We start from the raw sequence: 19124 nt of genomic DNA, 5'->3' as shown, positions 1-19124 counted from the left end.
GGCCTGTTGTAAGCTGATTCGAAGTATCTGCCCACTGTCAAACCTGACAGGTTGACGGGGTTTTCCGATCAGTGGTAGTCACGCACTTGCACACCGTTGCGCATTGATAAGCAGGATGAAACGGGTGACTGCAACCACAATCCGGGGCGTCACCCCGAGTCGCGACAACAGTCACTCCCGAATCAATTTCCGTCCGCCACCTTACGCTCGATCTCATCAACCTTGCGCTGCAGTTCTTCCGCTTCCTGCTCTTTGACCCGAGTGGAAGACGGCGTGATGACCTTGTCCACGCCTTCGGTTTTGTCGTCACGGTCCTGCAGATCGCGTTCGACCACGTTCACCGGTTTACCGCTGGCATCGGTGGGCGGGGCGTTGGGGGTTTTGTCGTCGTTGGGGTTCATGGCGCTGGCCTCCTGTGGGTGTACACATTGGAGACAGCGCGGCGGCAGACGTTCGAAATTTTTCAGCGGCGAGGCCCTCTCCCGCAGGAGAGGGCGCAACAGCGATTTCAGTCCTTGAGAATGTCGCGGTCCTTGGTTTCCGGCAGGAAGAAGGTGCCGAGTATCGCCGTCGCCACTGCGATGACGATCGGGTACCACAGCCCGTAGTAGATATCGCCGGTGGCGGCGACCATGGCGAAGGCCACGGTGGGCAGGAAGCCGCCAAACCAGCCGTTGCCGATGTGGTAGGGCAGCGACATCGAGGTGTAGCGGATGCGCGTCGGGAACAGCTCGACCAGCCACGCGGCGATCGGGCCATACACCATGGTCACGTAGATCACCAGCACGGTCAGCAGGAGCAGCATCATCGGATAATTGATTTTCGCCGGGTCGGCTTTTTCCGGGTAACCGGCTTCTTTCAGCGCCGCGCCGAGGTTGGCGGTGAAGGCGTCGTTGCGGGTCTTGAAGTCGGCGGCGGGGAGGGCGCTGCCTTCGAAGCTCTCGACGACGCGGTCACCGATGCGCACCTGCGCCACCGTGTTCGGTTCGGCGGCGACGTTCTCGTACGGGATCGCGCGTTTCGCCAGCAGCGTCTTGGCCAGGTCGCAGGAACTGGTGAATTTGGCCTTGCCCACCGGATCGAACTGGAACGAGCACTGCTCGGGACTGGCGATCACCTTGACCGGATTTTTTCCTGGGCGACGAACACGTCCGGGTTGCCGTACTGGGTCAGCGCATGAAAGATCGGAAAGTACGTCAGCGCAGCCAAGATGCACCCGGCCATGATGATCGGCTTGCGCCCGATGCGATCAGACAGGCTGCCGAAAATCACGAAGAACGGCGTGCCGATCAGCAGCGAGCCGGCGATTAGCAGGTTTGCGGTCTGCGGATCGATCTTCAATGTTTGCAACAGGAAGAACAGCGCATAGAACTGCCCGGTGTACCAGACCACCGCTTGCCCGGCGGTGCCGCCGAGCAGGGACATGATCACCACTTTGAGGTTGTCCCAGCGCGCGAAGGACTCGGTCAGCGGCGCTTTCGAAGCCTTGCCTTCGTCCTTCATTTTCTGAAACACCGGCGACTCGCTCAGTTGCAGGCGGATATACACCGACACGGCCAGCAGAATGATCGACAGCAGAAACGGAATCCGCCAGCCCCACGCCTCGAACGCTTCGGTGCCCAGCGCCGTGCGGCAGGCGAGGATCACCAGCAGCGACATGAACAGACCGAGAGTGGCGGTGGTTTGAATCCACGAGGTGAAAAAGCCACGGCGATTACGTGGCGCGTGTTCGGCCACGTAGGTCGCGGCGCCGCCGTATTCCCCGCCCAGCGCCAGACCCTGGAGCAGGCGCAGGGTAATCAGGATCACCGGGGCGGCGACGCCTATGGTTGCGTAGCCGGGCAGCAGACCGACGATTGCCGTCGACACGCCCATGATGACGATGGTGATCAGAAACGTGTGTTTGCGCCCGATCATGTCTCCCAGGCGCCCGAAGACGATGGCGCCGAACGGCCGCACGGCGAACCCGGCAGCGAAGGCCAGCAGGGCAAAGATGAACGCGGTGGTTTCGTTGACGCCGGCAAAGAAGTGCTTGGCGATGATCGCCGCCAGTGAGCCGTAGAGGTAAAAGTCGTACCACTCGAAAACCGTGCCCAGCGAGGAAGCGAAGATGACCTTGCGCTCCTCCCTGGTGATGCCGCCGCTGCGGGGCGGTGTGCCGGTGGATGCTGTGTCGATTGTGGCCATGGGTGTTCTCCGTCGTGCTTATTGTTGTAGGCCGGAGTCCCCCGTTACTGCCTGTCGCACTCTGGCCCGTTGGCATCTGCCGCCGTTGCTCTCGCGTGAAGCTTGCACAGTCTGACCGCCTCGCAGGGCTGCAAGGTTTCCTGAAGCATAATCAGCTTTTGCCAGATATCCACTCGGCCTACGCTTTGACCCAACGCTGCCGGCTCCAGGCGCTCAGCCAGTCAACCAGAAACACCAGCAACAGCATCGCCAGAATCACCGTGCTGGCCTGGGCTTCCTGGAACAGACTGAGACTGACATACAGCATCTGCCCCAGCCCGCCAGCGCCGACAAAACCCAGCACGCTGGCCATGCGGATGTTGTTTTCCCAGCGATACAGGCAGTAGGCAAGCAGTTGCGGGGCGAGGTTGGGCAGGGTGCCGTAGCAGAACGCCAGAATCGGATTGCCGCCCTGCAAGCGGATCGCCTCGGCCGGTTGCGGCGGGGTGTTTTCCAGCGCTTCGGCGAACAGTCGGCCGAGTACGCCAGTGGTGTGCAGGGCGAGGGCGAGGGTGCCGGCGTTCGGGCCGAGGCCGGCGGCGAGCACCATCAGCGCCGCCCAGACCAGTTCCGGAATCGCCCGCAAGCCGTTGAGCAGCAGACGCGCCGCACTTTGCAGCGGCCAGCCGAAACGCCCGGCGGCGGGCAGCGCCAGGACGATGCCGAACAATGCCGCGAGCAGGGTGCCGAGGGCTGACATGGCCAGGGTTTCCAGCGAACCGTGGGCGATGGCTTTCAGGTAACTGGCGCTCAAGTCAGGGCTGAGAAAGCGCTGCACGTAACTGCCCATCTGCTTAAGGCTGTTGGCGCTGCCCAGTTCGGCCAGATCCAGTTCCAGATAAGCGAAAGACGCGACTACCGAGAGCGCAATGGCGGCGAGCAACAGCAGATTGATCAGGCGCCTCATGTCAGCCTCCAGCGCAGCAAACGGCTGAGTTGATCGGCGCACAGCACCAGCAGCAGGAACGTCAGCAACATGCTGGCGACTTCACCGCCGGCGAACATGCGGATCGACAAGTCAATCTGTTGCCCCAGGCCACCAGCGCCGACAAAGCCCATTACCACCGAGGCACGAACCGCGCACTCCCAGCGATACACCGTGTACGAGAGCAATTCGGCGGCGACATTCGGCAACGTGCCGTAAGCAAACGCCGCCAATCGACCGCTGCCGGCCTGCAACAGCGCGTGCGCCGGACGCTGGTCGGTGGATTCGAAAATTTCTGCGTAGACCTTGCCGAGCATGCCGCTGTAGGTGATGGCGATGGCTAACACACCCGCTGCCGGGCCGAGGCCGACCGCGCGGACGAACAACAGCGCCCAAACGATTTCCGGCACGCTGCGCAAAAAGATCAGCAAGCCGCGAACCGGCCAGCGCAGCAACCGCCCAAGCAGGCTCGGCACGCCGCCCCGTGACGCCGCCGAGAGCGACAACGCGCGACTGGCGATCAGGCTGGCCGGCACTGCCAGCAGCAGGGCCAGGGCCATGCCGGCCGTGGCAATCGCCAAAGTTTGCAGGGTGGCTTTGAGCAGCAGTTGCAGGAACGCTTGATCGTGCGCCGGGGGCCAGAACGCCGAAACGAAACGGCCCATTTCGTTCTGGCTATCGGCCTGAAACAACACGCCCAGGTCCAGCTCGCTGAGTTGAATGCCCGGCCACAACAGCGCAAGCGCCAGCAGCGTCAGCAACAGTCGCGGCCACGCCGCCGGGTCCCGTGAATCAGCTTTCAGCATCGCGGAATCTGCACAATCAAAGGCGCGGCCGCTGGCGCAGGCGATTGCAGTTGTTCATTGGCGTACAACGCATCGAGCTTGTCGCGACTGACTTCGTCAGAACGGCAGTCGAAAAGAATCTGCCCGTCGCGCAAACCGATGATCCGTGGAAAGTGCGCCAGCGCCAGATCCACTGCGTGCAGGCTCGCCACCAGTGTGACGTTGTGCTCGCGAGCATGGCGCGACAGGATCGACAATGTGTGGCCGGCGAGCACCGGGTCCATCGCTGACACCGGCTCGTCGGCGAGCAATATTTCCGGCGCCTGATACAGCACCCGCGCAATGCCGACGCGCTGCAGTTGCCCGCCGGATAGCTGCTGGCAATGGGCGAACAATTTATCGCCCAGATCCAACCGCGCCAACGCCGCGCGCGCCCCCGCCACATCCAGCGGATGCAGCAGGTTCAGCAGACTTTTGCCCAGACTCCACTGGCCAAGCTTGCCGGCCAGCACCGCCGTAATCACCCGCTGACGCGGCGGAATCGGTGGCGCCTGATGCACCAGACCGATGCGCGCACGCAGGCGCTGCCGCTGGCGCGCCGACAGGTGCCAGGCACGTTCGCCGAGCACTTCGATCTCGCCGCTGCTGGGCTTGAGCGCGGTCGCCAGCAGATTGAGCAGGCTTGATTTGCCCGCGCCGGACGGGCCGATGATCGCGACCTGTTCGCCAGTGCCAATCTGTACGTCGATAGTGCGAAGGGCATCGACGCCATTGGCATGGCGCAGGCTGCCCTGGGTGAGGCGTAGGGTCATTTCAGCAGTTCGGCGGCGCGGGCGGCTTCCTCGATGCCCTTGTAGTTCTCGGGCTTGGTGTCGATGAAGCGACTGGCGGCCTGCAGATCGAGGATCTTCTTCTGCTCAGGGTTGGCCGGATCGAGGTCGAGGAAGGCTTTCTTGATTTTCGCGGCCAGCTTCGGATCAAGGGTGCCGCGCACGGTCCAGTTGTAATCGAAGTAGGTCGGGGTGGTGGCGAAGACCTTGACCTTATTGGTGTCGACCTTGCCAGCGTCGACCAGTTTCTGCCAGACACTGGCGTTCAACACACCGGCATCGACCTTACCGGCCTGCACCCAGGCAACGGTGGCGTCATGTGCGCCGGAATAGGCAACGCGGCTGAAATAGCCTTCAGGCTTGATGCCGTCGTTTTTCAGCATGAAGTAACGCGGCATCAGGCTGCCGGAGGTGGACGACACCGAACCGAAGGCGAAGGTTTTGCCCTTGAGGTCGGCGAGGCTTTTCACGTTCGGGTCGGCGGTGATGAATTTGCTGGTGAACTGCGCATCCTGCTCGCGCTGCACCAGCGGGATCACTGGCGTGGTGGCGTCGGTCTTCAAACGTGCCTGCACAAAAGTGAAACCGCCGAGCCAGGCCATATCGAGGCGATCGGTGGCCAGCGCTTCAACCACCGCCGGGTAGTCGGCGACAGGCACAAACTGCACCTTCATGCCCAACTGCTGCTCAAGATAGGCACCCAGCGGTTCGAACTTGCGCAGCAGCTCGGTCGGAGCTTCGTCGGGAATCGCGCTGACGCGCAGGACATCAGCGGCCTGCGTCATCAGGGCAGAAAAGGACAGCGCCAGACCGGCGGTGAGGGCGAGGGTACGCTTGAACATAGAATTCTCCGTTTCATAAGCGTCAACATTCGAAGGGCTGCCGCTACAGAGCGGCGCGCCACGTCAGGGTAGACGAAACGGCGAGGTTATACGCATTCGCGAGGAGATTGGCCAGCCTCCGTGCCGGCGCGTTGTGTCTGTTTGTGTGCGGCGCCGGTCAGGCCGCTTCGGGCAGTTTCGCAATCACCTTGATCTCGAAATCGAAACCCGCCAGCCAGGTCACGCCGACAGCGGTGACAGTCGGGAACGGCGCTTCGCCCCAGAACTCTGGGACCACACTCCAGATTGTTTCGAACGTGGAGTGCGGATCGACCATGAACACAGTGACATCCACCGCGTCGTCGAAGCTGCAACCGGCCGCAGCGAGGATCGCGTTGAGGTTGTTGAACGCCGTGCGCACCTGACCGGGCAAATCGGCCTCGGGTGAACCGTCCTCGCGGCTGCCGACTTGTCCGGAGACAAACAGAAAACCGTTGGAGCGAATTGCCGGCGAGTAACGGTGACGCTCGTACAGGGCATGGCGGGCAGGTGGGAAAACGACATCGCGCTTAGACATGGTGCTGACTCCATCAGTGGTTGATGGAGCGACTTTAGGTATTTGCAGCTGCCGGATAAACGCGCAAGCTTGGCGTTCACTGTTTGTAAACCCCAAACAATCGAGGGGCGCGATGGACCGTTTCGATGCAATGCAGGCCTTTGCCCGGGTGGTCGAGGCGGGCAGTTTCACCAAGGCTGCCGAAACCTTGCACATGAGCAAGACCACGGTGACGCAATTGGTGCAGCAACTGGAGGCGCGGCTGCGGGTCAAGCTGCTCAACCGCACCACGCGCAAGGTCAACGTTACCGCCGATGGTGCGGCGTATTACGAGCGGGTGATCAAGTTGCTGGCCGACATGGACGACGCCGAAACCAGCCTGCCCGGCGCCGCCGCACGGCCACGCGGACGCTTGCGCATCGACGTGCCGAGCCCGTTCGCGCGGCTGATCCTGGTGCCGGCCTTACCGGAATTTCATGCGCGCTACCCGGACATTCAGATCGACATGGGCGTGAGCGACCGCATCGTCGACATCATCGATGAGAACGTCGATTGCGTGGTGCGCGGTGGCGAGCTGCTCGATCAATCGTTGATGGCGCGCAAGCTTGCCGATCTGCCCTTGGGCGTATTTGCCGCGCCGGCTTATCTGGCTCGCGAAGGTACGCCCGACCATCCGCGCCAACTGGAAGACTCCCATCACCGCGTCGTTGCTTTCCTCTGGGCGCGCACCGGCAAACCTCTTCCGTACACATTGCACAACGGCACCGAGCGCTTGCAGATCAAGGGGCGCCATGTGCTAGCGGTGGATGACGGCAATGCCTATCTCGCGGCAGGGCTGGCCGGCATGGGTGTGCTGTGGCTGCCAACGTATATGTCTGATGCCCCTGTGGCGCGGGGCGAGTTGGTGCAATTGTTTGAAGGCTGGCAGCTTGAGTCGATGCCGCTTTATCTGGCCTATCCGCCGAATCGGCATGTGAGCCTGAAGTTGCGGGTTTTTATTGATTGGGTCGTAGAGCTGATGGCACAGCCGGCGCCAATCGTGACGCGCCAGTCACGGCCATGATTGACTCTTGCGCAGAACCGGCCAACTATCGCCGCATAACAACGACCGATGGACCCGACCTTGATTGAACGACGTCAATTCAGCGGTGGCATGAAGGGCAAGAACCTTCGCTATCTGAACGAACAAAATACCGATGACACCGGCGTGACCCGCACCGGCTTTCTCTTGCTCGAACATTTTTCGCTTCCGGCCTTCACCCAGGCGCTGGACACGGTAGTCACCACCAACCTTTTGCGCCCGGGATTGTTCTCGTCGCGCACTTTCGGCCTGGGTGATGGCGAGGTGATCAGCGATTTGGGGCTGGTCATTCGCCCCGATGCGCGTCTGGATTCTGCTGCGCTTTACGATCTGGATCTGCTGGTGGTCTGCGGTGGTTATCGCACCGAGCTGCGCGCCAGCGACGAATTCATCGGCTTGCTCAAGTCGGCAGCGGAGCGGGGCGTGAGCCTCGCCGGATTGTGGAATGGATCGTGGTTTCTCGGCCGGGCCGGTTTGCTCGATGGCTATCGCTGCTCGATCCACCCGGAACATCGTCCGGCGCTCACCGAAATCGCCAAGAGCACCCACGTCAGTAGCGAGCCTTATGTGATCGATCGCGACCGCCTCACCGCGTCGAGCCCGTCCGGGGCTTTCCACATGGCGCTCGACTGGATCAAGGGCCTGCACGGCAAAGCGTTGGTCGAGGGCATCGAAGACATCCTCGCCTTCGAAGAGTCGCGCTATCGGCGGATCAAGCCGGATGAAAACATCTGCGTCAGTGCGCCGTTGCGTGAAGTGATCAAGCTGATGGACGCCAACCTGGAAGAACCGCTGGAACTGGAGCAGCTGGCGGTCTACGCCGGCCGCTCACGACGCCAGCTCGAGCGTTTGTTCAAGGAACAACTGGGCACCACGCCACAGCGCTATTACCTGGAACTGCGCATCACCGAGGCGCGACGCCTGCTGCAACACACGGAGCTGTCACAGGTGGAAGTGTTGGTGGCGTGTGGCTTCGTCTCACCGAGCCATTTCAGCAAGTGCTACAGCTCGTACTTCGGTTATCGGCCTTCGAAGGAAAAACGGCTGGTCAAATAGAACCAGCCGTTTCAATGACCCCGGAGGTTTTCTTCAGAGTTGGTCGGCATCCACTACTGCCTGGGCGAATGCCTTCGGCGCCTCTTGAGGCAAATTGTGTCCGACCCCACCTTCAACGAGCCTGAACTGATATTTCCCGGTAAAACGCTTGGCATAGTCCTCAGGCTTGGGATGCGGCGCGCCATTGGCATCGCCTTCCAGCGTAATCGTCGGCACGCTGATGGACGGCGCGGTGGCAAGCTTCTGCTCCAGCGCTGCGTATTTCGCCTCGCCCTGCACCAGGCCCAGACGCCAGCGGTAGTTGAACACAGTGATCTCGACGTGATCGGGGTTCTGCAACGCCTTGGCACTGCGGTCGAAGGTGGCGTCATCAAACTTCCACTGCGGCGAAGCCAGTTGCCAAATGAGTTTGGCGAAGTCGTGGGTGTTCTTTTCATAGCCGGCGCGGCCGCGCTCGGTGGCGAAGTAGAACTGGTACCACCATTGCAATTCGGCTTTCGGCGGCAGCGGATTTTGCCCGGCGGCCTGATTGCCGATCAGGTAGCCACTGACTGCCACCAGCGCTTTGACCCGCTCTGGCCACAGCGCTGCGACGATGTCAGCCGAACGCGCGCCCCAGTCGTAGCCGCCAAGCACCGCTTGTTTGATTTTCAGCGCATCCATGAAGTCGATCACGTCGCTGGCCAGCGCCGCCGGCTGGCCGTTGCGCAGGGTGTCTTTGAAGAGGAACTGCGTATCGCCGTAACCCCGCGCATATGGCATCAGCACGCGGTAACCCTTGGCGGCGAGCAGTGGCGCGACTTCGTCGTAGCTGTGAATGTCGTAGGGCCAGCCGTGCAGCAGAATCACCACGGGACCGTCGGCAGGACCGGTTTCGGCGTAGGCCACATCAAGTACGCCGGCCTTGATGTGTTTCAGCGGGCCGAAAGGTGAGGGCGCCGAATAGCTCGCGGCGGCCGGTTCAGTGGTTTGCGCCTGAGCGCTGCCAACCGCGCCGAGCAGCGACAGCGCCAGCATCGACAAGCCGAGCGCGTGGGTGATTTTTGAGGTGTGCAGAGCCTGTTTCATGCTGACGTCTCCTTTGCGAGCCTGTAGTCAAGGGACGAGATGAACCCTTGAAACCGTGGAGGCATTGAAGCGTGGCGAGGTATCCGCTCTGTGTCGCCGAACATGTTTTTTGCAAGGGTGTGTATGGCAGCGGGGAGCGTACACACTGTGATACACGGCAGCCAAACTCAACGTTTTCGCGCGAAAATAATAAGTGGCTGTTTTAAAACAAAAAATATTTCATCACGGGCTTCCCAAACGAAACGAATGTTGATAAATTGCGCCCCGTTCTCACAGCGATCCTCACGGAGCCGCTGACCAGAGCTACAGGGGCGTCGCCAAGCGGTAAGGCAGCAGGTTTTGATCCTGCCATGCGTTGGTTCGAATCCAGCCGCCCCTGCCATCTACGAAAAAACGCCAACTTCGCAAGAAGTTGGCGTTTTTTTATGCCTGCGATTTACGCGCTTGAGCCAAGCAGGCGTGCGAGATGCCGAAGCACCGCACACGCCGGTCACTCAGTGCGGTGCGCGCGGGATGGTTTTCATCAGGTCTTCAGGGCTGATGTGGCCGACCACGCTGCCCGGCTGCGGCAGATTGAGGATGTGGCCTTTCATCTTGCCGATGATGTGCATCTCGCAGGGCTTGCAATCGAACTTCAGCGTCAGCACTTCATCGCCGTGGATCAACTGCATCGGCGCGACTTTGGTGCGAACGCCGGTCACGCCTTTGGCCTGTTTCGGGCACAGGTTGAAGGAGAAACGCAGGCAGTGCTTGGTGATCATCACCGGCACTTCGCCCGGCTCTTCGTGGGCTTCGTACGCTGCGTCGATCAGCTTGACGCCGTGACGGTGGTAGAAGTCGCGCGCCTTCTGGTTGTAGACGTTGGCAAGGAAGGTCAGGTGCGAATCCGGATACACCGGAGGCGGCGTGGTTTCGGCCTTGCGGCTGCCACGCGGATGCGCGGCGACACGTGCCGCAGTCAGTGCTTCGATCACTTCACGGCGCAGGGACTTGAGCTGCGAGTTGGGAATGAAGAACGCTTGCGGCGCATCAAGTCTGACGTCAGTGGCGTGGTACTGCGTGGTGCCGAGTTGGCCGAGCAGGTCACGCAGTTGCTCCAGCGCTTGCTCTGGCTTGTTGGCGACACCGAACGGCCCGTTGAGGGTGACGCTGGCGCTGATGCCTTCTTCGCTGGTCGCGGTCACTTCCAGCTGTTCTTCACGCAGGCGGGCAAACCAGCTCAGGGCCACGCGACGTTCCGAAGAAGTCTTCTGCAACGCCTGCTGCCAGTTGTGATCGAGGTTGCGATTCAACGGGTGGTTCGGACGCAACTTGAACAGGCCCTCGGGCATTTCGTTCGGCTCGACGCGATAGCGGTAGCGCTTCTCGCCGTCTTCTTCGAACTCGCCTTTGGCTTCGGCGATGTTGGCGCGGAAACCGACCACTTCGCGTTTGACCAGAACGTTCAGACCATCACCGTTGGACAGCGGCTCGTGCGTCACCACCTGCATGTCACGCTTGCCGACTTTTTCCACGGTGCCGACCGGCAGGCCGGTGAAGGTCGGCGAATCGAAGGCGCCGATGTCGATCTTGCGATCGGTGACAAAGTAATCGGTGCTGCCACGGTGGAAGGTTTTTTCCGGATCAGGCAGGAAGAAATGCACGGTACGGCCGCTGGAAGCGCGGGCCAGGTCCGGGCGGTCTTCGAGCACATCGTCGAGGCGCTGGCGGTAATAGGACGTGATGTTCTTTACATAACCCATGTCCTTGTAGCGACCTTCGATCTTGAACGAACGCACGCCGGCCTCGACCAGTGCGCGGATGTTGGCGCTCTGGTTGTTGTCTTTCATCGACAACAGGTGTTTTTCGTAGGCGATCACGCCACCCTTTTCATCTTTCAGGGTGTAGGGCAAGCGGCAGGCCTGGGAGCAGTCGCCACGGTTGGCGCTGCGGCCGGTTTGCGCGTGGGAGATGTTGCACTGACCGGAGAAGGCCACGCACAGCGCGCCGTGGATGAAGAACTCGATGGCCGCATCGGTTTCATCGGCGATGGCGCGGATTTCCTGCAGGTTCAGCTCGCGGGCCAGCACCAGCTGCGAGAAACCGGCCTGATCGAGGAACTTCGCTCGCTCAAGCGTGCGGATATCGGTCTGGGTCGAGGCGTGCAGCTCGATCGGCGGAATATCCAGCTCCATCACGCCCAGATCCTGGACGATCAGCGCATCGACGCCAGCGTCATACAACTGATGGATCAGCTTGCGCGCCGGCTCCAGTTCGTTGTCGTGCAGGATGGTATTGATAGTGGTGAAGATGCGCGCGTGGTAACGGCGGGCGAATTCGACCAGTTCGGCGATTTCGCTGACTTCGTTGCAGGCGTTGTGGCGCGCACCGAAGCTCGGGCCGCCGATGTACACGGCGTCGGCGCCATGCAGGATGGCCTCGCGGGCAATGGCGACATCGCGGGCAGGGCTGAGCAATTCCAGGTGATGCTTGGGCAAGGACATAGTTTTTTTAGTCAGGCGGTCACGGGCAAGGGGCGCATTCTACCCGTGAAACGCGCGGCGGGCACGTGTGTGCTGCCCGATGGTGGCTGCCAGAATCGCGGCTACACACAAAACCATTGTAGGAGTGAGCCTGCTCGCGATAGCGGTGTGTCAGTCAAAACATCTCTGCCTGACAGACCGCTATCGCGAGCAGGCTCACTCCTACAGGGGGCATTCCAGAGTAATTGAAGATCAGCCCTTGGCCGCCATCGCCGTCACTTCCACACGCATTCCTTCAACCGCCAGCGACGCAACCCCCACCGCTGCGCGCACCGGCCACGGTTTGGCGAAGTAGCGTTTGTACACTTCGTTGAATGCCGCCCGATCGCCCATGTCGGTGAGGTAGATGGTCAAGTGCATTACGCGATCCATCGAACTGCCTGCACGTTCCAGTGCGACTTTCAACGCTTGCAGGGTGCACTCGCTTTGCTCGGTGATGCCGCCGAGTTCCAGGCTGCCATCGGCGCGGATCGGGATCTGCGTCGAGACCATGATCCCGCCGAAGGTGGCGACGTCGGAGGAAATCGAATCGGTGTCCGGATCGGGGGTGAAGGTGATGTCTTGATTGGCCATGGGCAACCTTTGTTCTAGTGAATGAAATTCGCGCCAGTTTACAGATTCCCGCCCGGCATGGCCCGTGCGTGGTCAGGCTGGCGGACTCGACAAGGATCAGCGCCTTCAGACAGGGGCTTTTGACTGCGGCACGTGACAGGTTTGTATGAGCGTGTATCCACCCTCAACGGATACACATGGCAACACCAAAACCAGCTTTCGAGACACATCCGCCCTACATGCCGAGCCCAAAGTAGCCCTCACACCAACACCACGTTAAAGAGGGCATCACCATGTACCGTCCACTGTTTCTGGCTTCCGCCGTTGTCTTCGCCGCCCTGACCGGCTTCGCCCATGCGGCGGATGCGCCGGCAACGAGCTGGCAGAAAGGTCTGAGCCGCACCGACCTGGTTCGCCAGGATCTCGGCGCTGACAATCGCGAAGTGATTCAGGCGCGTATCGATTTCGACGCTGGCGTCACCTCGCCTCGGCATGCTCATCCCGGCGTGGAAGTCGCCTATGTCATCAGCGGCACGTTCGAGTATCAGCTTGAAGGGCAAGCGCCAGTGACACTCAAGGCCGGCGATTCGTTGTTCATTCCGGCGGGCGTTGCGCATGTCGCGAAAAACATCGGCAGCGACAAGGGGGCGGAACTGGCGACTTATATCGTGCCGAAGGGCGAGCCGCTGCTGATCCTCAAGCCATGACCCGTCAGGCTGCTATTTCGAGCGGGGCTTGCTCATCGCACGTTTGATGCGCATCCAGTCCTGAAAGGCCGCCGTTCGCTTGGCGTCGGCCAGAGCCTTGGCTTCGGTGAAACGAGCCCAGGCTTCAGGATTGTCCGTGTCGTCCTCGATGAGTTTGTAGGCCGCTTCTTCGAGCAAGTCAGCTTCGCGGAACATCGCGGCGTTGTCGGCCATCTCGTCATCCCAGGATCGGCCGAAACCGAATTTCAAAATGTGTTCAGTCATTTTGCGTGATCCTCCTCCCAGATCAGCGGAACCGATGCCCGCCACTGCACTTGAGTTACACCAAAGCGTTCCGCCATTGGCTTGGAATAACGTTTCAACGGAGGACGGCCGGGACGCGCAATCGGCGAAATGCCCGCATCGCAACTTGCCCATTGCCAGGCTTCGGCATTGTTCCTGTTAGCTGTGCGGATGACGAAAGACCTGGGCTTTGCGTGAAGCAGGTAATCGATCACGTACAGATCCGCTGCGCTCATACATTTTCTCCGGTGACTTATATAGAAGGAGGGCTGGCGAAATGAATAATTCAGAGAAATTGCCGGTGGCGGGATGATCGGCTCACGACTTGTTCAAGGTTGTTTCTTCAGTGGAGAAGCGCGTCTGCCCAAGCGCTGAAGGCCATATTGCACGCATGGAAAAACGCGCCAACGGGGACGCGTTATTGAGTTGCACTTTTACGAATAGATGCACGAGCAGACGAAATCTGCATGGACCTCGGTGTTCTCGACCGCCGTGATCAAACCTGAATGCAACGCTTCTTCCGGATTGATGATGCGTGGAGCCGCCGTCAGATATTTCTCGGTTTCCAGCGCGTTCTTCCCGTTGCTCGTGCGTTCGGCGACGATTTGCGCGTAGAGGTGCAGGTCATAATCCAGGCTCATGGCGTATTCCGACATGCGCGAATGATCGACCGATCCTTGCAGATGCCAATGGAAAGGGTGAAACAGAAACTTGCTGTGGGTACAGGCGGTCCGGCGCTGGCCGGCCAGAAAGACAATATTGCCCATCGACTCGACGGTTCCCAGATTATGGGTGTGCACGGGAATAGGCAGGGCCAACAGGAAGTTGTACATCGTGAAACCGTAACTGCATTCACCGCCCATGGTGGCGATGTTGACGATCAGTCTGGGTGCATCTTCCTTTACGGCGAGCGAGGCTTTATCGATCAATTGACCGCAGGTCGAGGCGTTGATCGGGCCGGTGAAGTTGATGACGTGAACAGGCATGGCGATTCCCTCGGCTGGTCAGGACTCCTAAGCAATAGCTGTAATTTCGCTTGAATGAAAGTGGGCGGGGGAGCCACGCTCCCCGCACCTGGCGCATCAACTGTTGCGCCCGCCACCATGGCTGTTTTGACCACCCTTGCGTCCAGCCTCAGAAGCTTTTTCCCGATCATTGGCGAAGTTACCGCCGCTGCTCTGACCGCCCTTGCTGCCAGCTTCGGACGCTCTGTCCCGATCGTTGGCAAAATTGCCACCGCTGTTCTGGCCACCTTTGCTCCCGGCTTCAGCGGCCCGTTCCGGATCGTTCTTGAAGTTGCCGCCACTGTTCTGGCCGCCCTTGCTGCCGATTTCCTGATAGAACTCTTTGTCGTGCGAAGCTGAAGTGGCTTCCCCACCTTTTTTACCTGCTTCGTTTACCGACATGCCGCCTTGTTTATCTTGTGCCATTTCAAACTTCCTCATTTCTCTATATAGCAACTGGCGAATCAAGGATGCACAAACTGCGTGCCGTCGTCATTCGCAAAGTGCTGACTAGTTAGCTGATTGGTTTGCTGTTTGGGTCTCGCTTGTCTTGTAACTACAAGTTTGGCCGGTCTGCTAAGAAGAGCGCTCATAAGTAGGTTGTGTATTCGCAGTGCGGGAGTTCTCTGCGTTAACAGTAAGTTCCCGGCGTTCATAACATTCCTGCTGAACGCTTTCCCTGTATCGTGGACTGATTTGCTGTCTTTCAACACAAGGGGACACAGGCGAAACATCCGACCTCGTCACTTGCGAACTGCGCGCTGCTTCGGGATACACTTCTGCCCCCTTGTTTCGTTGCACTTCGCCTCGTGCAGAAGCCGTTACCGTTCTCATGATTGCGCTCCATCAGCCGATTTCAAAGGGCAGCAGGGCTGCCCTTGTGCTGCTCACTCAGGACTTGCGACCACCACCGTGGCTGTTTTGACCACCTTTGCGGCCAGCCTCGGATGCCTTCTCACGGTCATTGGCGAAGTTACCGCCCGATGCCTGGCCGCCTTTCTTGCCAGCTTCAGACGCCTTCTCACGATCGTTCGCGAAGTTACCTGGATTTTTATTTCCTGTAGTCATGATAGCTCTCCGATATCAATAAACGTTTCGCTAGTTGTGTCCATTGTTGCACCGGACATCTACTCCGATTACGAGCCGGCGAAGAATGTTTTGAAAATTTTTACTTAGGCCGATGAACGGTATGTTTGTGATGAAACTTATACAGGCGGGTGTTTATCATGCCGCTTCGTATAAGTTTTAAAGGTCGGGTTGGTCATAAAGCGGCGGCTGAATTTAATTGCCGTTTCGCTTGGCAGTCATAACCATTTGTCGGCGGGAAGTTGAACTGAAGTTTGTGCAATCTAGAGTCTGTGAAGTGTGACTACAACTCTGTGGAGGACAGGACCATGACCCATCATCACAAGGACCAGCCATTCGCCGAGGATTCGCAAAAAATCAAGGAAGCCGGCAAGAAGGGCGGGAATTCAGTCAACGTGAAAGTCGACCGTGCGGAAAAGGCGCGCGTCGGCGGACAGCACAGCCACGGCAGTACGCGCACGGGCAAGGGTGACTGAGGCGCCGGGAAACCGATAACTGCCGTCCTCTCTGCGCCAACGCAGAGAGGACTTTACGCTGACGCCTATCTGAACCGTGGTAACGGCCGGTCAATCGGCTTGAGCGTCGAGAGCGTGTCGCGAATCAGCGGCGCGTCTTTTTCGATATCGTGAAGTCGATCGCGGATGCGTAATGCCGTCGGGTGACCGCCCTGATGGTCGACCCAGTCGGCGATCTCTTTGCAGGCGGCTGCCAGGCGCGCCTGGCGGGCGTCGAGCAGGGTGAGGAGGGTAGTGATGGACTCTTTTTCGGACATGGAACACCTCCGTTCAATGAAACCGCTGAACCGCAACAAAAAGCCCGCAAGTAGCGAGCGTTTTGCCGTTGGGGTGCTGCTCCATCAGCTGGTTTCAGTATAGACCCGCTGTTGCCGGGCATCAGCCGGAGTGCTGGCGGGCCGGTAGTTGAGAACTCGCTGCGTTGAGGCGCTGACATTCGCGCTGAGCATCCGCTTGCTCGTCAAAGCCGTCGCGGATGAAGCCAGCGGTGCGTGTGTCGCAGATGCGAAACCATGCCGACGCTTCGGCGGGTTCCTGCTGGCTGTCTCCGGCGCGGCGGCCGTGAATGACGATCTTGTTGCAACGCTTCACGACGAAAATGTCTTCCATGGCGCCACCGCAATTGATTCGTGTCACATCAACTATAGAAGCCTTGTGCGATCGTGCAAAAAATAGCCAACTCAACTCGTCGGCGGAATCCATGTGGGAGCGAGCTTGCTCGCGAAGGCAGCGTGTCAGACACAGATGATCTGCCTGCCCCGACGCCTTCGTGAGCAAGCTCACTCCCACAGGTTTCGCGGCGGAACCCAAATTCAAGGCAGCCCCGCAAACCTCATGTGGGAGCGGGCTCGCTCGCGAAGGCGTCGGGGCAGGCTCAGATCAGTTGCCTGGCGCAGGATGAGCTTCTGATATCGGCGATCAGGAAGCTTCGGTCACCTCGCACATGCGTTCGAGAAACATCGCCAGCGCCACTTCCTCGGCGCGCAGACCTTTGCGCACGCGCGGGCGGGGCAGTTCGGCGAGGGCGCCGAGCATGAAGTGTTCGAGCACGGCGGGGTGGATGTAGCACTTGCGGCACACCGCCGGCGTGTTGCCCAGCTGTTTGGCGACGCTCTTCACGGCTTCCACCACATGACGCTTGGCTTCGGTTTCCGACTCATGTTGCAACTCGCGCAACACCGACAACGCCAACGCGCTGCCCGCCCAGGTGCGGTAGTCCTTGGCGGTAAACGCCGCGCCGGTGAGCTTTTGCAGGTAAGCGTTGACGTCGGAAGAGGTAACGGTGTGCCGCTCGCCGTGTTCATCCAAATACTGAAACAGGTTCTGCCCGGGAATTTCAAGGCAGCGCTTGATGATACGTGCCAGACGCCGATCCTTGACCGTGATCTGGTGCTCGATGCCGCTCTTGCCACGGAACTGGAACAGGATCGCGCTGCCATTGACCTCGACATGCCGGCTGCGCAACGTCGTCAAGCCATAGGAGCGATTGTCTCGCGCGTATTGGGTATTGCCGACGCGGATCAGCGTGGCGTCGAGCAAGGTGATCACCGTCGCCATGACCTTGTCACGACTGAAGCCCGGCTTATCGAGCAGCGCCTCGAGCTGGCGCCGCAGTTTGGGCAGGGCCAGGCCGAAGTCGCGCAGGCGCGAGTATTTGTCGGCGTCGCGCACTTCACGCCAGCGCGCGTGATAACGGTATTGCTTGCGCCCGCGTGCATCGCGGCCGGTGGCCTGCAAATGACCGCACGGGTCGGCGCAGATCCACACGTCGGTGTAGGCCGGTGGTACCGCAAGGGCGTTGATGCGTTTGATTTCGTCCGGGTCGGTGATGCGCTGGCCCGACGGTTCGAAATAGACGAATTTGCCGCGCAGTTTCTTGCGGGTGATACCAGGCTGAGTGTCATCGACGTAATGCAGGTCGGCGGGCAGAGCATCTGTCAGCACGGTATCGGGCATGGCGGCTTCCTTCGGTCATACGGCAGTCTGTAACTGCATTGACCGCAGCCGCTGGCCGTCGTGCCGAATGATTTACGCGAGCACCGCCACCGCCTTGATTTGCGCCCACAGCCGCTGGCCTGGATGCACGGCCAATTGGTCACGCGAGTAGCGGGTGATCCGCGCCAGCAGCGGCGTGCCCCCCGCGTCCAGGCGGATCAGCACGTGAGCACTGTTGTCAGCCGCCTGTTCGCTGATGACCGTAACGGGCAGACGATTGAGAATGCTGCTGGCTGCATCATTGTTCAGCGCCAGGCTGATGTCGCGCGCGTGCACTTTGCAGCGCAGGGCCTGGCCCACGGCCATCGGCGCATGGGTGACGCGAATGTTCATTTCGGTAGCCGGCAGTTGCAGGCTGATCAATTGATAGGTGGCGTCGTAGGCGCTGACTTGGCCTTCGATGATCACCCCGGCGTCATCGCCCAGCGCCAAAGGCAGATCCAGGCGCGCAAGGGTCTCGCCGATCGGGCCGCTGGCGAGGGCTTTGCCATCACGCAGCAACACCAGATGATCGGCCAGACGCGCGACTTCATCCTGGGCGTGGCTGACGTACAGCAGCGGAATATCCAGTTCGTCATGCAGGCGTTGCAGGTACGGGAGGATTTCGCTTTTGCGCCGGCTGTCGAGCGCCGCCAGTGGTTCGTCCATCAGCAGCAGTTTCGGGCTGGTCAGCAGGGCACGGGCAATGCCGACACGCTGCCGTTCGCCGCCGGACAGATGCTGTGGATGACGTTCGAGCAAATGGCCTATGCCGAGCAGTTCGGTCGCTTGGTTCATATCGACCCGGCGTTGCGACTTGGCGATGCGTTTGAGACCAAACTCCAGATTGGCCAGCACCGATAGATGCGGGAACAGGCTGGCTTCCTGAAATACGTAGCCGAGCGCACGTTTATGCGGTGCGACGAAAACGCCCTTGGCGCTGTCCTGCCAGACCTCATCATTGATCTGCACAAAGCCCTGTTCTGCGCGCTCCAGCCCGGCGACGCAGCGCAGGCAGGTGGTCTTGCCAGAGCCGGAATCGCCAAACAGCGCGGTGACGCCGCGGCCCGGCACTTGTAGATCGACATCCAGTTCGAACCCCGGATAAGTGCGCTTCAGGCGTACATCAATCAT

22 protein-coding genes, 1 tRNA gene and 1 pseudogene are annotated in these 19124 nt (G+C 60.2%); 5 read left to right on the top strand and 19 right to left on the bottom strand.

Features of this window, described 5'->3' with window-relative positions; translation table 11 throughout:
- Positions 1-182: 182 nt before the first annotated feature.
- The 7 genes and pseudogenes from ACZZZ4_RS23975 to ACZZZ4_RS23945 all read right to left on the bottom strand — a co-directional run bounded on the left by ACZZZ4_RS23975 (position 183) and on the right by ACZZZ4_RS23945 (position 6164).
- Positions 183-401: a hypothetical protein gene (locus ACZZZ4_RS23975; protein ID WP_129999464.1), complete on the bottom strand. Its 219-nt coding sequence runs from the start codon at positions 399-401 to the stop codon at positions 183-185.
- Positions 402-508: 107 nt separating this feature from the next.
- Positions 509-2187, bottom strand: a pseudogene (locus ACZZZ4_RS23970) (MFS transporter).
- 178 nt (positions 2188-2365) lie between these two features.
- Positions 2366-3133, bottom strand: coding sequence for a phosphonate ABC transporter, permease protein PhnE (gene phnE / locus ACZZZ4_RS23965; protein ID WP_129999458.1), 768 nt, complete (start codon positions 3131-3133; stop codon positions 2366-2368).
- Entirely contained in the window at positions 3130-3957 is an 828-nt protein-coding gene (locus ACZZZ4_RS23960) for a PhnE/PtxC family ABC transporter permease (protein ID WP_463548967.1), read from the bottom strand. Before ACZZZ4_RS23960 ends, phnE begins: the two co-directional genes overlap by 4 nt.
- Positions 3951-4748 (bottom strand): phosphonate ABC transporter ATP-binding protein, encoded by a 798-nt coding sequence (locus ACZZZ4_RS23955; RefSeq protein WP_133336349.1) that lies wholly within the window; start codon positions 4746-4748, stop codon positions 3951-3953. The genes ACZZZ4_RS23960 and ACZZZ4_RS23955 overlap by 7 nt, the downstream gene beginning before the upstream one ends.
- Positions 4745-5608 carry a putative selenate ABC transporter substrate-binding protein gene (locus ACZZZ4_RS23950; protein WP_415762290.1) on the bottom strand — a complete coding sequence of 288 codons (864 nt, stop codon included), beginning with the start codon at positions 5606-5608 and terminating at the stop codon, positions 4745-4747. Before ACZZZ4_RS23950 ends, ACZZZ4_RS23955 begins: the two co-directional genes overlap by 4 nt.
- A gap of 157 nt (positions 5609-5765) precedes the next feature.
- The gene (locus ACZZZ4_RS23945; RefSeq protein WP_110645435.1) at positions 5766-6164 is read right to left on the bottom strand and encodes a RidA family protein; all 399 of its coding nucleotides are present in this window, start codon (positions 6162-6164) and stop codon (positions 5766-5768) included.
- Positions 6165-6276: 112 nt separating this feature from the next.
- On the opposite strand from ACZZZ4_RS23945, the gene ACZZZ4_RS23940 reads away from it, so the two are divergent.
- Together ACZZZ4_RS23940 and ACZZZ4_RS23935 are read left to right on the top strand one after the other, a co-directional pair.
- Positions 6277-7206, top strand: coding sequence for a LysR family transcriptional regulator (locus tag ACZZZ4_RS23940; RefSeq protein WP_463548966.1), 930 nt, complete (start codon positions 6277-6279; stop codon positions 7204-7206).
- A 48-nt stretch (positions 7207-7254) separates the two neighbouring features.
- Entirely contained in the window at positions 7255-8280 is a 1026-nt protein-coding gene (locus ACZZZ4_RS23935; protein WP_463548965.1) for a GlxA family transcriptional regulator, read from the top strand.
- A 33-nt stretch (positions 8281-8313) separates the two neighbouring features.
- Here ACZZZ4_RS23935 and ACZZZ4_RS23930 read toward each other — a convergent pair whose 3' ends face one another.
- Complete coding sequence (locus ACZZZ4_RS23930; RefSeq protein WP_463548964.1) at positions 8314-9348, bottom strand: alpha/beta fold hydrolase; 1035 nt, start codon at positions 9346-9348, stop codon at positions 8314-8316.
- A 307-nt stretch (positions 9349-9655) separates the two neighbouring features.
- On the opposite strand from ACZZZ4_RS23930, the gene ACZZZ4_RS23925 reads away from it, so the two are divergent.
- Positions 9656-9730: transfer RNA gene (locus tag ACZZZ4_RS23925), tRNA-Gln, on the top strand.
- A gap of 112 nt (positions 9731-9842) precedes the next feature.
- Here the strand turns inward: ACZZZ4_RS23925 and ACZZZ4_RS23920 are convergent.
- Complete coding sequence (locus ACZZZ4_RS23920) at positions 9843-11831, bottom strand: peptidase U32 family protein (protein ID WP_039764037.1); 1989 nt, start codon at positions 11829-11831, stop codon at positions 9843-9845.
- 231 nt (positions 11832-12062) lie between these two features.
- Complete coding sequence (locus tag ACZZZ4_RS23915) at positions 12063-12443, bottom strand: RidA family protein (RefSeq protein WP_463548963.1); 381 nt, start codon at positions 12441-12443, stop codon at positions 12063-12065.
- A 272-nt stretch (positions 12444-12715) separates the two neighbouring features.
- On the opposite strand from ACZZZ4_RS23915, the gene ACZZZ4_RS23910 reads away from it, so the two are divergent.
- Positions 12716-13129 carry a cupin domain-containing protein gene (locus ACZZZ4_RS23910; RefSeq protein ID WP_039764042.1) on the top strand — a complete coding sequence of 138 codons (414 nt, stop codon included), beginning with the start codon at positions 12716-12718 and terminating at the stop codon, positions 13127-13129.
- Positions 13130-13141: 12 nt separating this feature from the next.
- On the opposite strand, the gene ACZZZ4_RS23905 is transcribed toward ACZZZ4_RS23910, so the two are convergent.
- From ACZZZ4_RS23905 to ACZZZ4_RS23885, 5 genes are all read right to left on the bottom strand, one after another.
- Positions 13142-13393, bottom strand: coding sequence for a hypothetical protein (locus ACZZZ4_RS23905; RefSeq protein ID WP_052269162.1), 252 nt, complete (start codon positions 13391-13393; stop codon positions 13142-13144).
- Positions 13390-13647, bottom strand: coding sequence for a DUF6555 family protein (locus ACZZZ4_RS23900; RefSeq protein ID WP_463548962.1), 258 nt, complete (start codon positions 13645-13647; stop codon positions 13390-13392). Before ACZZZ4_RS23900 ends, ACZZZ4_RS23905 begins: the two co-directional genes overlap by 4 nt.
- 198 nt (positions 13648-13845) lie before the next feature.
- Positions 13846-14397, bottom strand: coding sequence for an ATP-dependent Clp protease proteolytic subunit (locus ACZZZ4_RS23895; protein ID WP_039764045.1), 552 nt, complete (start codon positions 14395-14397; stop codon positions 13846-13848).
- Between the two features lie 96 nt (positions 14398-14493).
- Positions 14494-14841 (bottom strand): con-10 family general stress protein, encoded by a 348-nt coding sequence (locus ACZZZ4_RS23890; protein ID WP_039764046.1) that lies wholly within the window; start codon positions 14839-14841, stop codon positions 14494-14496.
- Positions 14842-15306: 465 nt separating this feature from the next.
- On the bottom strand, positions 15307-15483 hold the full coding sequence (locus ACZZZ4_RS23885) for a con-10 family general stress protein (protein ID WP_039764047.1): 177 nt from the start codon (positions 15481-15483) through the stop codon (positions 15307-15309).
- Between the two features lie 326 nt (positions 15484-15809).
- On the opposite strand from ACZZZ4_RS23885, the gene ACZZZ4_RS23880 reads away from it, so the two are divergent.
- Positions 15810-15977, top strand: a complete 168-nt coding sequence (locus tag ACZZZ4_RS23880; protein ID WP_463548961.1) for a con-10 family general stress protein — start codon at positions 15810-15812, stop codon at positions 15975-15977.
- 65 nt (positions 15978-16042) lie between these two features.
- On the opposite strand, the gene ACZZZ4_RS23875 is transcribed toward ACZZZ4_RS23880, so the two are convergent.
- The 4 genes from ACZZZ4_RS23875 to modC form a co-directional block, all read right to left on the bottom strand.
- Positions 16043-16273, bottom strand: coding sequence for a hypothetical protein (locus ACZZZ4_RS23875; RefSeq protein ID WP_016774936.1), 231 nt, complete (start codon positions 16271-16273; stop codon positions 16043-16045).
- A gap of 121 nt (positions 16274-16394) precedes the next feature.
- Positions 16395-16625, bottom strand: a complete 231-nt coding sequence (locus tag ACZZZ4_RS23870) for a hypothetical protein (RefSeq protein WP_463549312.1) — start codon at positions 16623-16625, stop codon at positions 16395-16397.
- A 309-nt stretch (positions 16626-16934) separates the two neighbouring features.
- Entirely contained in the window at positions 16935-17972 is a 1038-nt protein-coding gene (locus tag ACZZZ4_RS23865; protein WP_463548960.1) for a DNA topoisomerase IB, read from the bottom strand.
- Positions 17973-18044: 72 nt separating this feature from the next.
- A complete protein-coding gene (modC, locus tag ACZZZ4_RS23860; RefSeq protein WP_463548959.1) occupies positions 18045-19124 on the bottom strand; it encodes a molybdenum ABC transporter ATP-binding protein in 1080 nt (359 codons plus the stop codon).

It is taken from the genome of Pseudomonas sp. AC252 (genome assembly GCF_979258105.1).
Note: the sequence above shows the minus strand (reverse complement) of the source record. Positions and strands in the feature narration are given on the sequence as shown.

Bases quoted from the DNA above. Each gene is read 5' to 3' on its own strand.
- ACZZZ4_RS23865 (WP_463548960.1), bottom strand. From the start codon at position 17,972: ATGCCCGATACCGTGCTGACAGATGCTCTGCCCGCCGACCTGCATTAC.
- ACZZZ4_RS23885 (WP_039764047.1), bottom strand. From the start codon at position 15,483: ATGACTACAGGAAATAAAAATCCAGGTAACTTCGCGAACGATCGTGAG.
- ACZZZ4_RS23920 (WP_039764037.1), bottom strand. From the start codon at position 11,831: ATGTCCTTGCCCAAGCATCACCTGGAATTGCTCAGCCCTGCCCGCGAT.
- ACZZZ4_RS23905 (WP_052269162.1), bottom strand. From the start codon at position 13,393: ATGACTGAACACATTTTGAAATTCGGTTTCGGCCGATCCTGGGATGAC.
- ACZZZ4_RS23900 (WP_463548962.1), bottom strand. From the start codon at position 13,647: ATGAGCGCAGCGGATCTGTACGTGATCGATTACCTGCTTCACGCAAAG.
- ACZZZ4_RS23975 (WP_129999464.1), bottom strand. From the start codon at position 401: ATGAACCCCAACGACGACAAAACCCCCAACGCCCCGCCCACCGATGCC.
- ACZZZ4_RS23910 (WP_039764042.1), top strand. From the start codon at position 12,716: ATGTACCGTCCACTGTTTCTGGCTTCCGCCGTTGTCTTCGCCGCCCTG.
- ACZZZ4_RS23960 (WP_463548967.1), bottom strand. From the start codon at position 3,957: ATGCTGAAAGCTGATTCACGGGACCCGGCGGCGTGGCCGCGACTGTTG.
- ACZZZ4_RS23870 (WP_463549312.1), bottom strand. From the start codon at position 16,625: ATGGAAGACATTTTCGTCGTGAAGCGTTGCAACAAGATCGTCATTCAC.
- ACZZZ4_RS23945 (WP_110645435.1), bottom strand. From the start codon at position 6,164: ATGTCTAAGCGCGATGTCGTTTTCCCACCTGCCCGCCATGCCCTGTAC.
- ACZZZ4_RS23915 (WP_463548963.1), bottom strand. From the start codon at position 12,443: ATGGCCAATCAAGACATCACCTTCACCCCCGATCCGGACACCGATTCG.
- modC (WP_463548959.1), bottom strand. From the start codon at position 19,124: ATGATTGATGTACGCCTGAAGCGCACTTATCCGGGGTTCGAACTGGAT.
- ACZZZ4_RS23895 (WP_039764045.1), bottom strand. From the start codon at position 14,397: ATGCCTGTTCACGTCATCAACTTCACCGGCCCGATCAACGCCTCGACC.
- ACZZZ4_RS23930 (WP_463548964.1), bottom strand. From the start codon at position 9,348: ATGAAACAGGCTCTGCACACCTCAAAAATCACCCACGCGCTCGGCTTG.
- ACZZZ4_RS23935 (WP_463548965.1), top strand. From the start codon at position 7,255: ATGGACCCGACCTTGATTGAACGACGTCAATTCAGCGGTGGCATGAAG.
- ACZZZ4_RS23940 (WP_463548966.1), top strand. From the start codon at position 6,277: ATGGACCGTTTCGATGCAATGCAGGCCTTTGCCCGGGTGGTCGAGGCG.
- ACZZZ4_RS23875 (WP_016774936.1), bottom strand. From the start codon at position 16,273: ATGTCCGAAAAAGAGTCCATCACTACCCTCCTCACCCTGCTCGACGCC.
- ACZZZ4_RS23880 (WP_463548961.1), top strand. From the start codon at position 15,810: ATGACCCATCATCACAAGGACCAGCCATTCGCCGAGGATTCGCAAAAA.
- ACZZZ4_RS23890 (WP_039764046.1), bottom strand. From the start codon at position 14,841: ATGGCACAAGATAAACAAGGCGGCATGTCGGTAAACGAAGCAGGTAAA.
- phnE (WP_129999458.1), bottom strand. From the start codon at position 3,133: ATGAGGCGCCTGATCAATCTGCTGTTGCTCGCCGCCATTGCGCTCTCG.
- ACZZZ4_RS23950 (WP_415762290.1), bottom strand. From the start codon at position 5,608: ATGTTCAAGCGTACCCTCGCCCTCACCGCCGGTCTGGCGCTGTCCTTT.
- ACZZZ4_RS23955 (WP_133336349.1), bottom strand. From the start codon at position 4,748: ATGACCCTACGCCTCACCCAGGGCAGCCTGCGCCATGCCAATGGCGTC.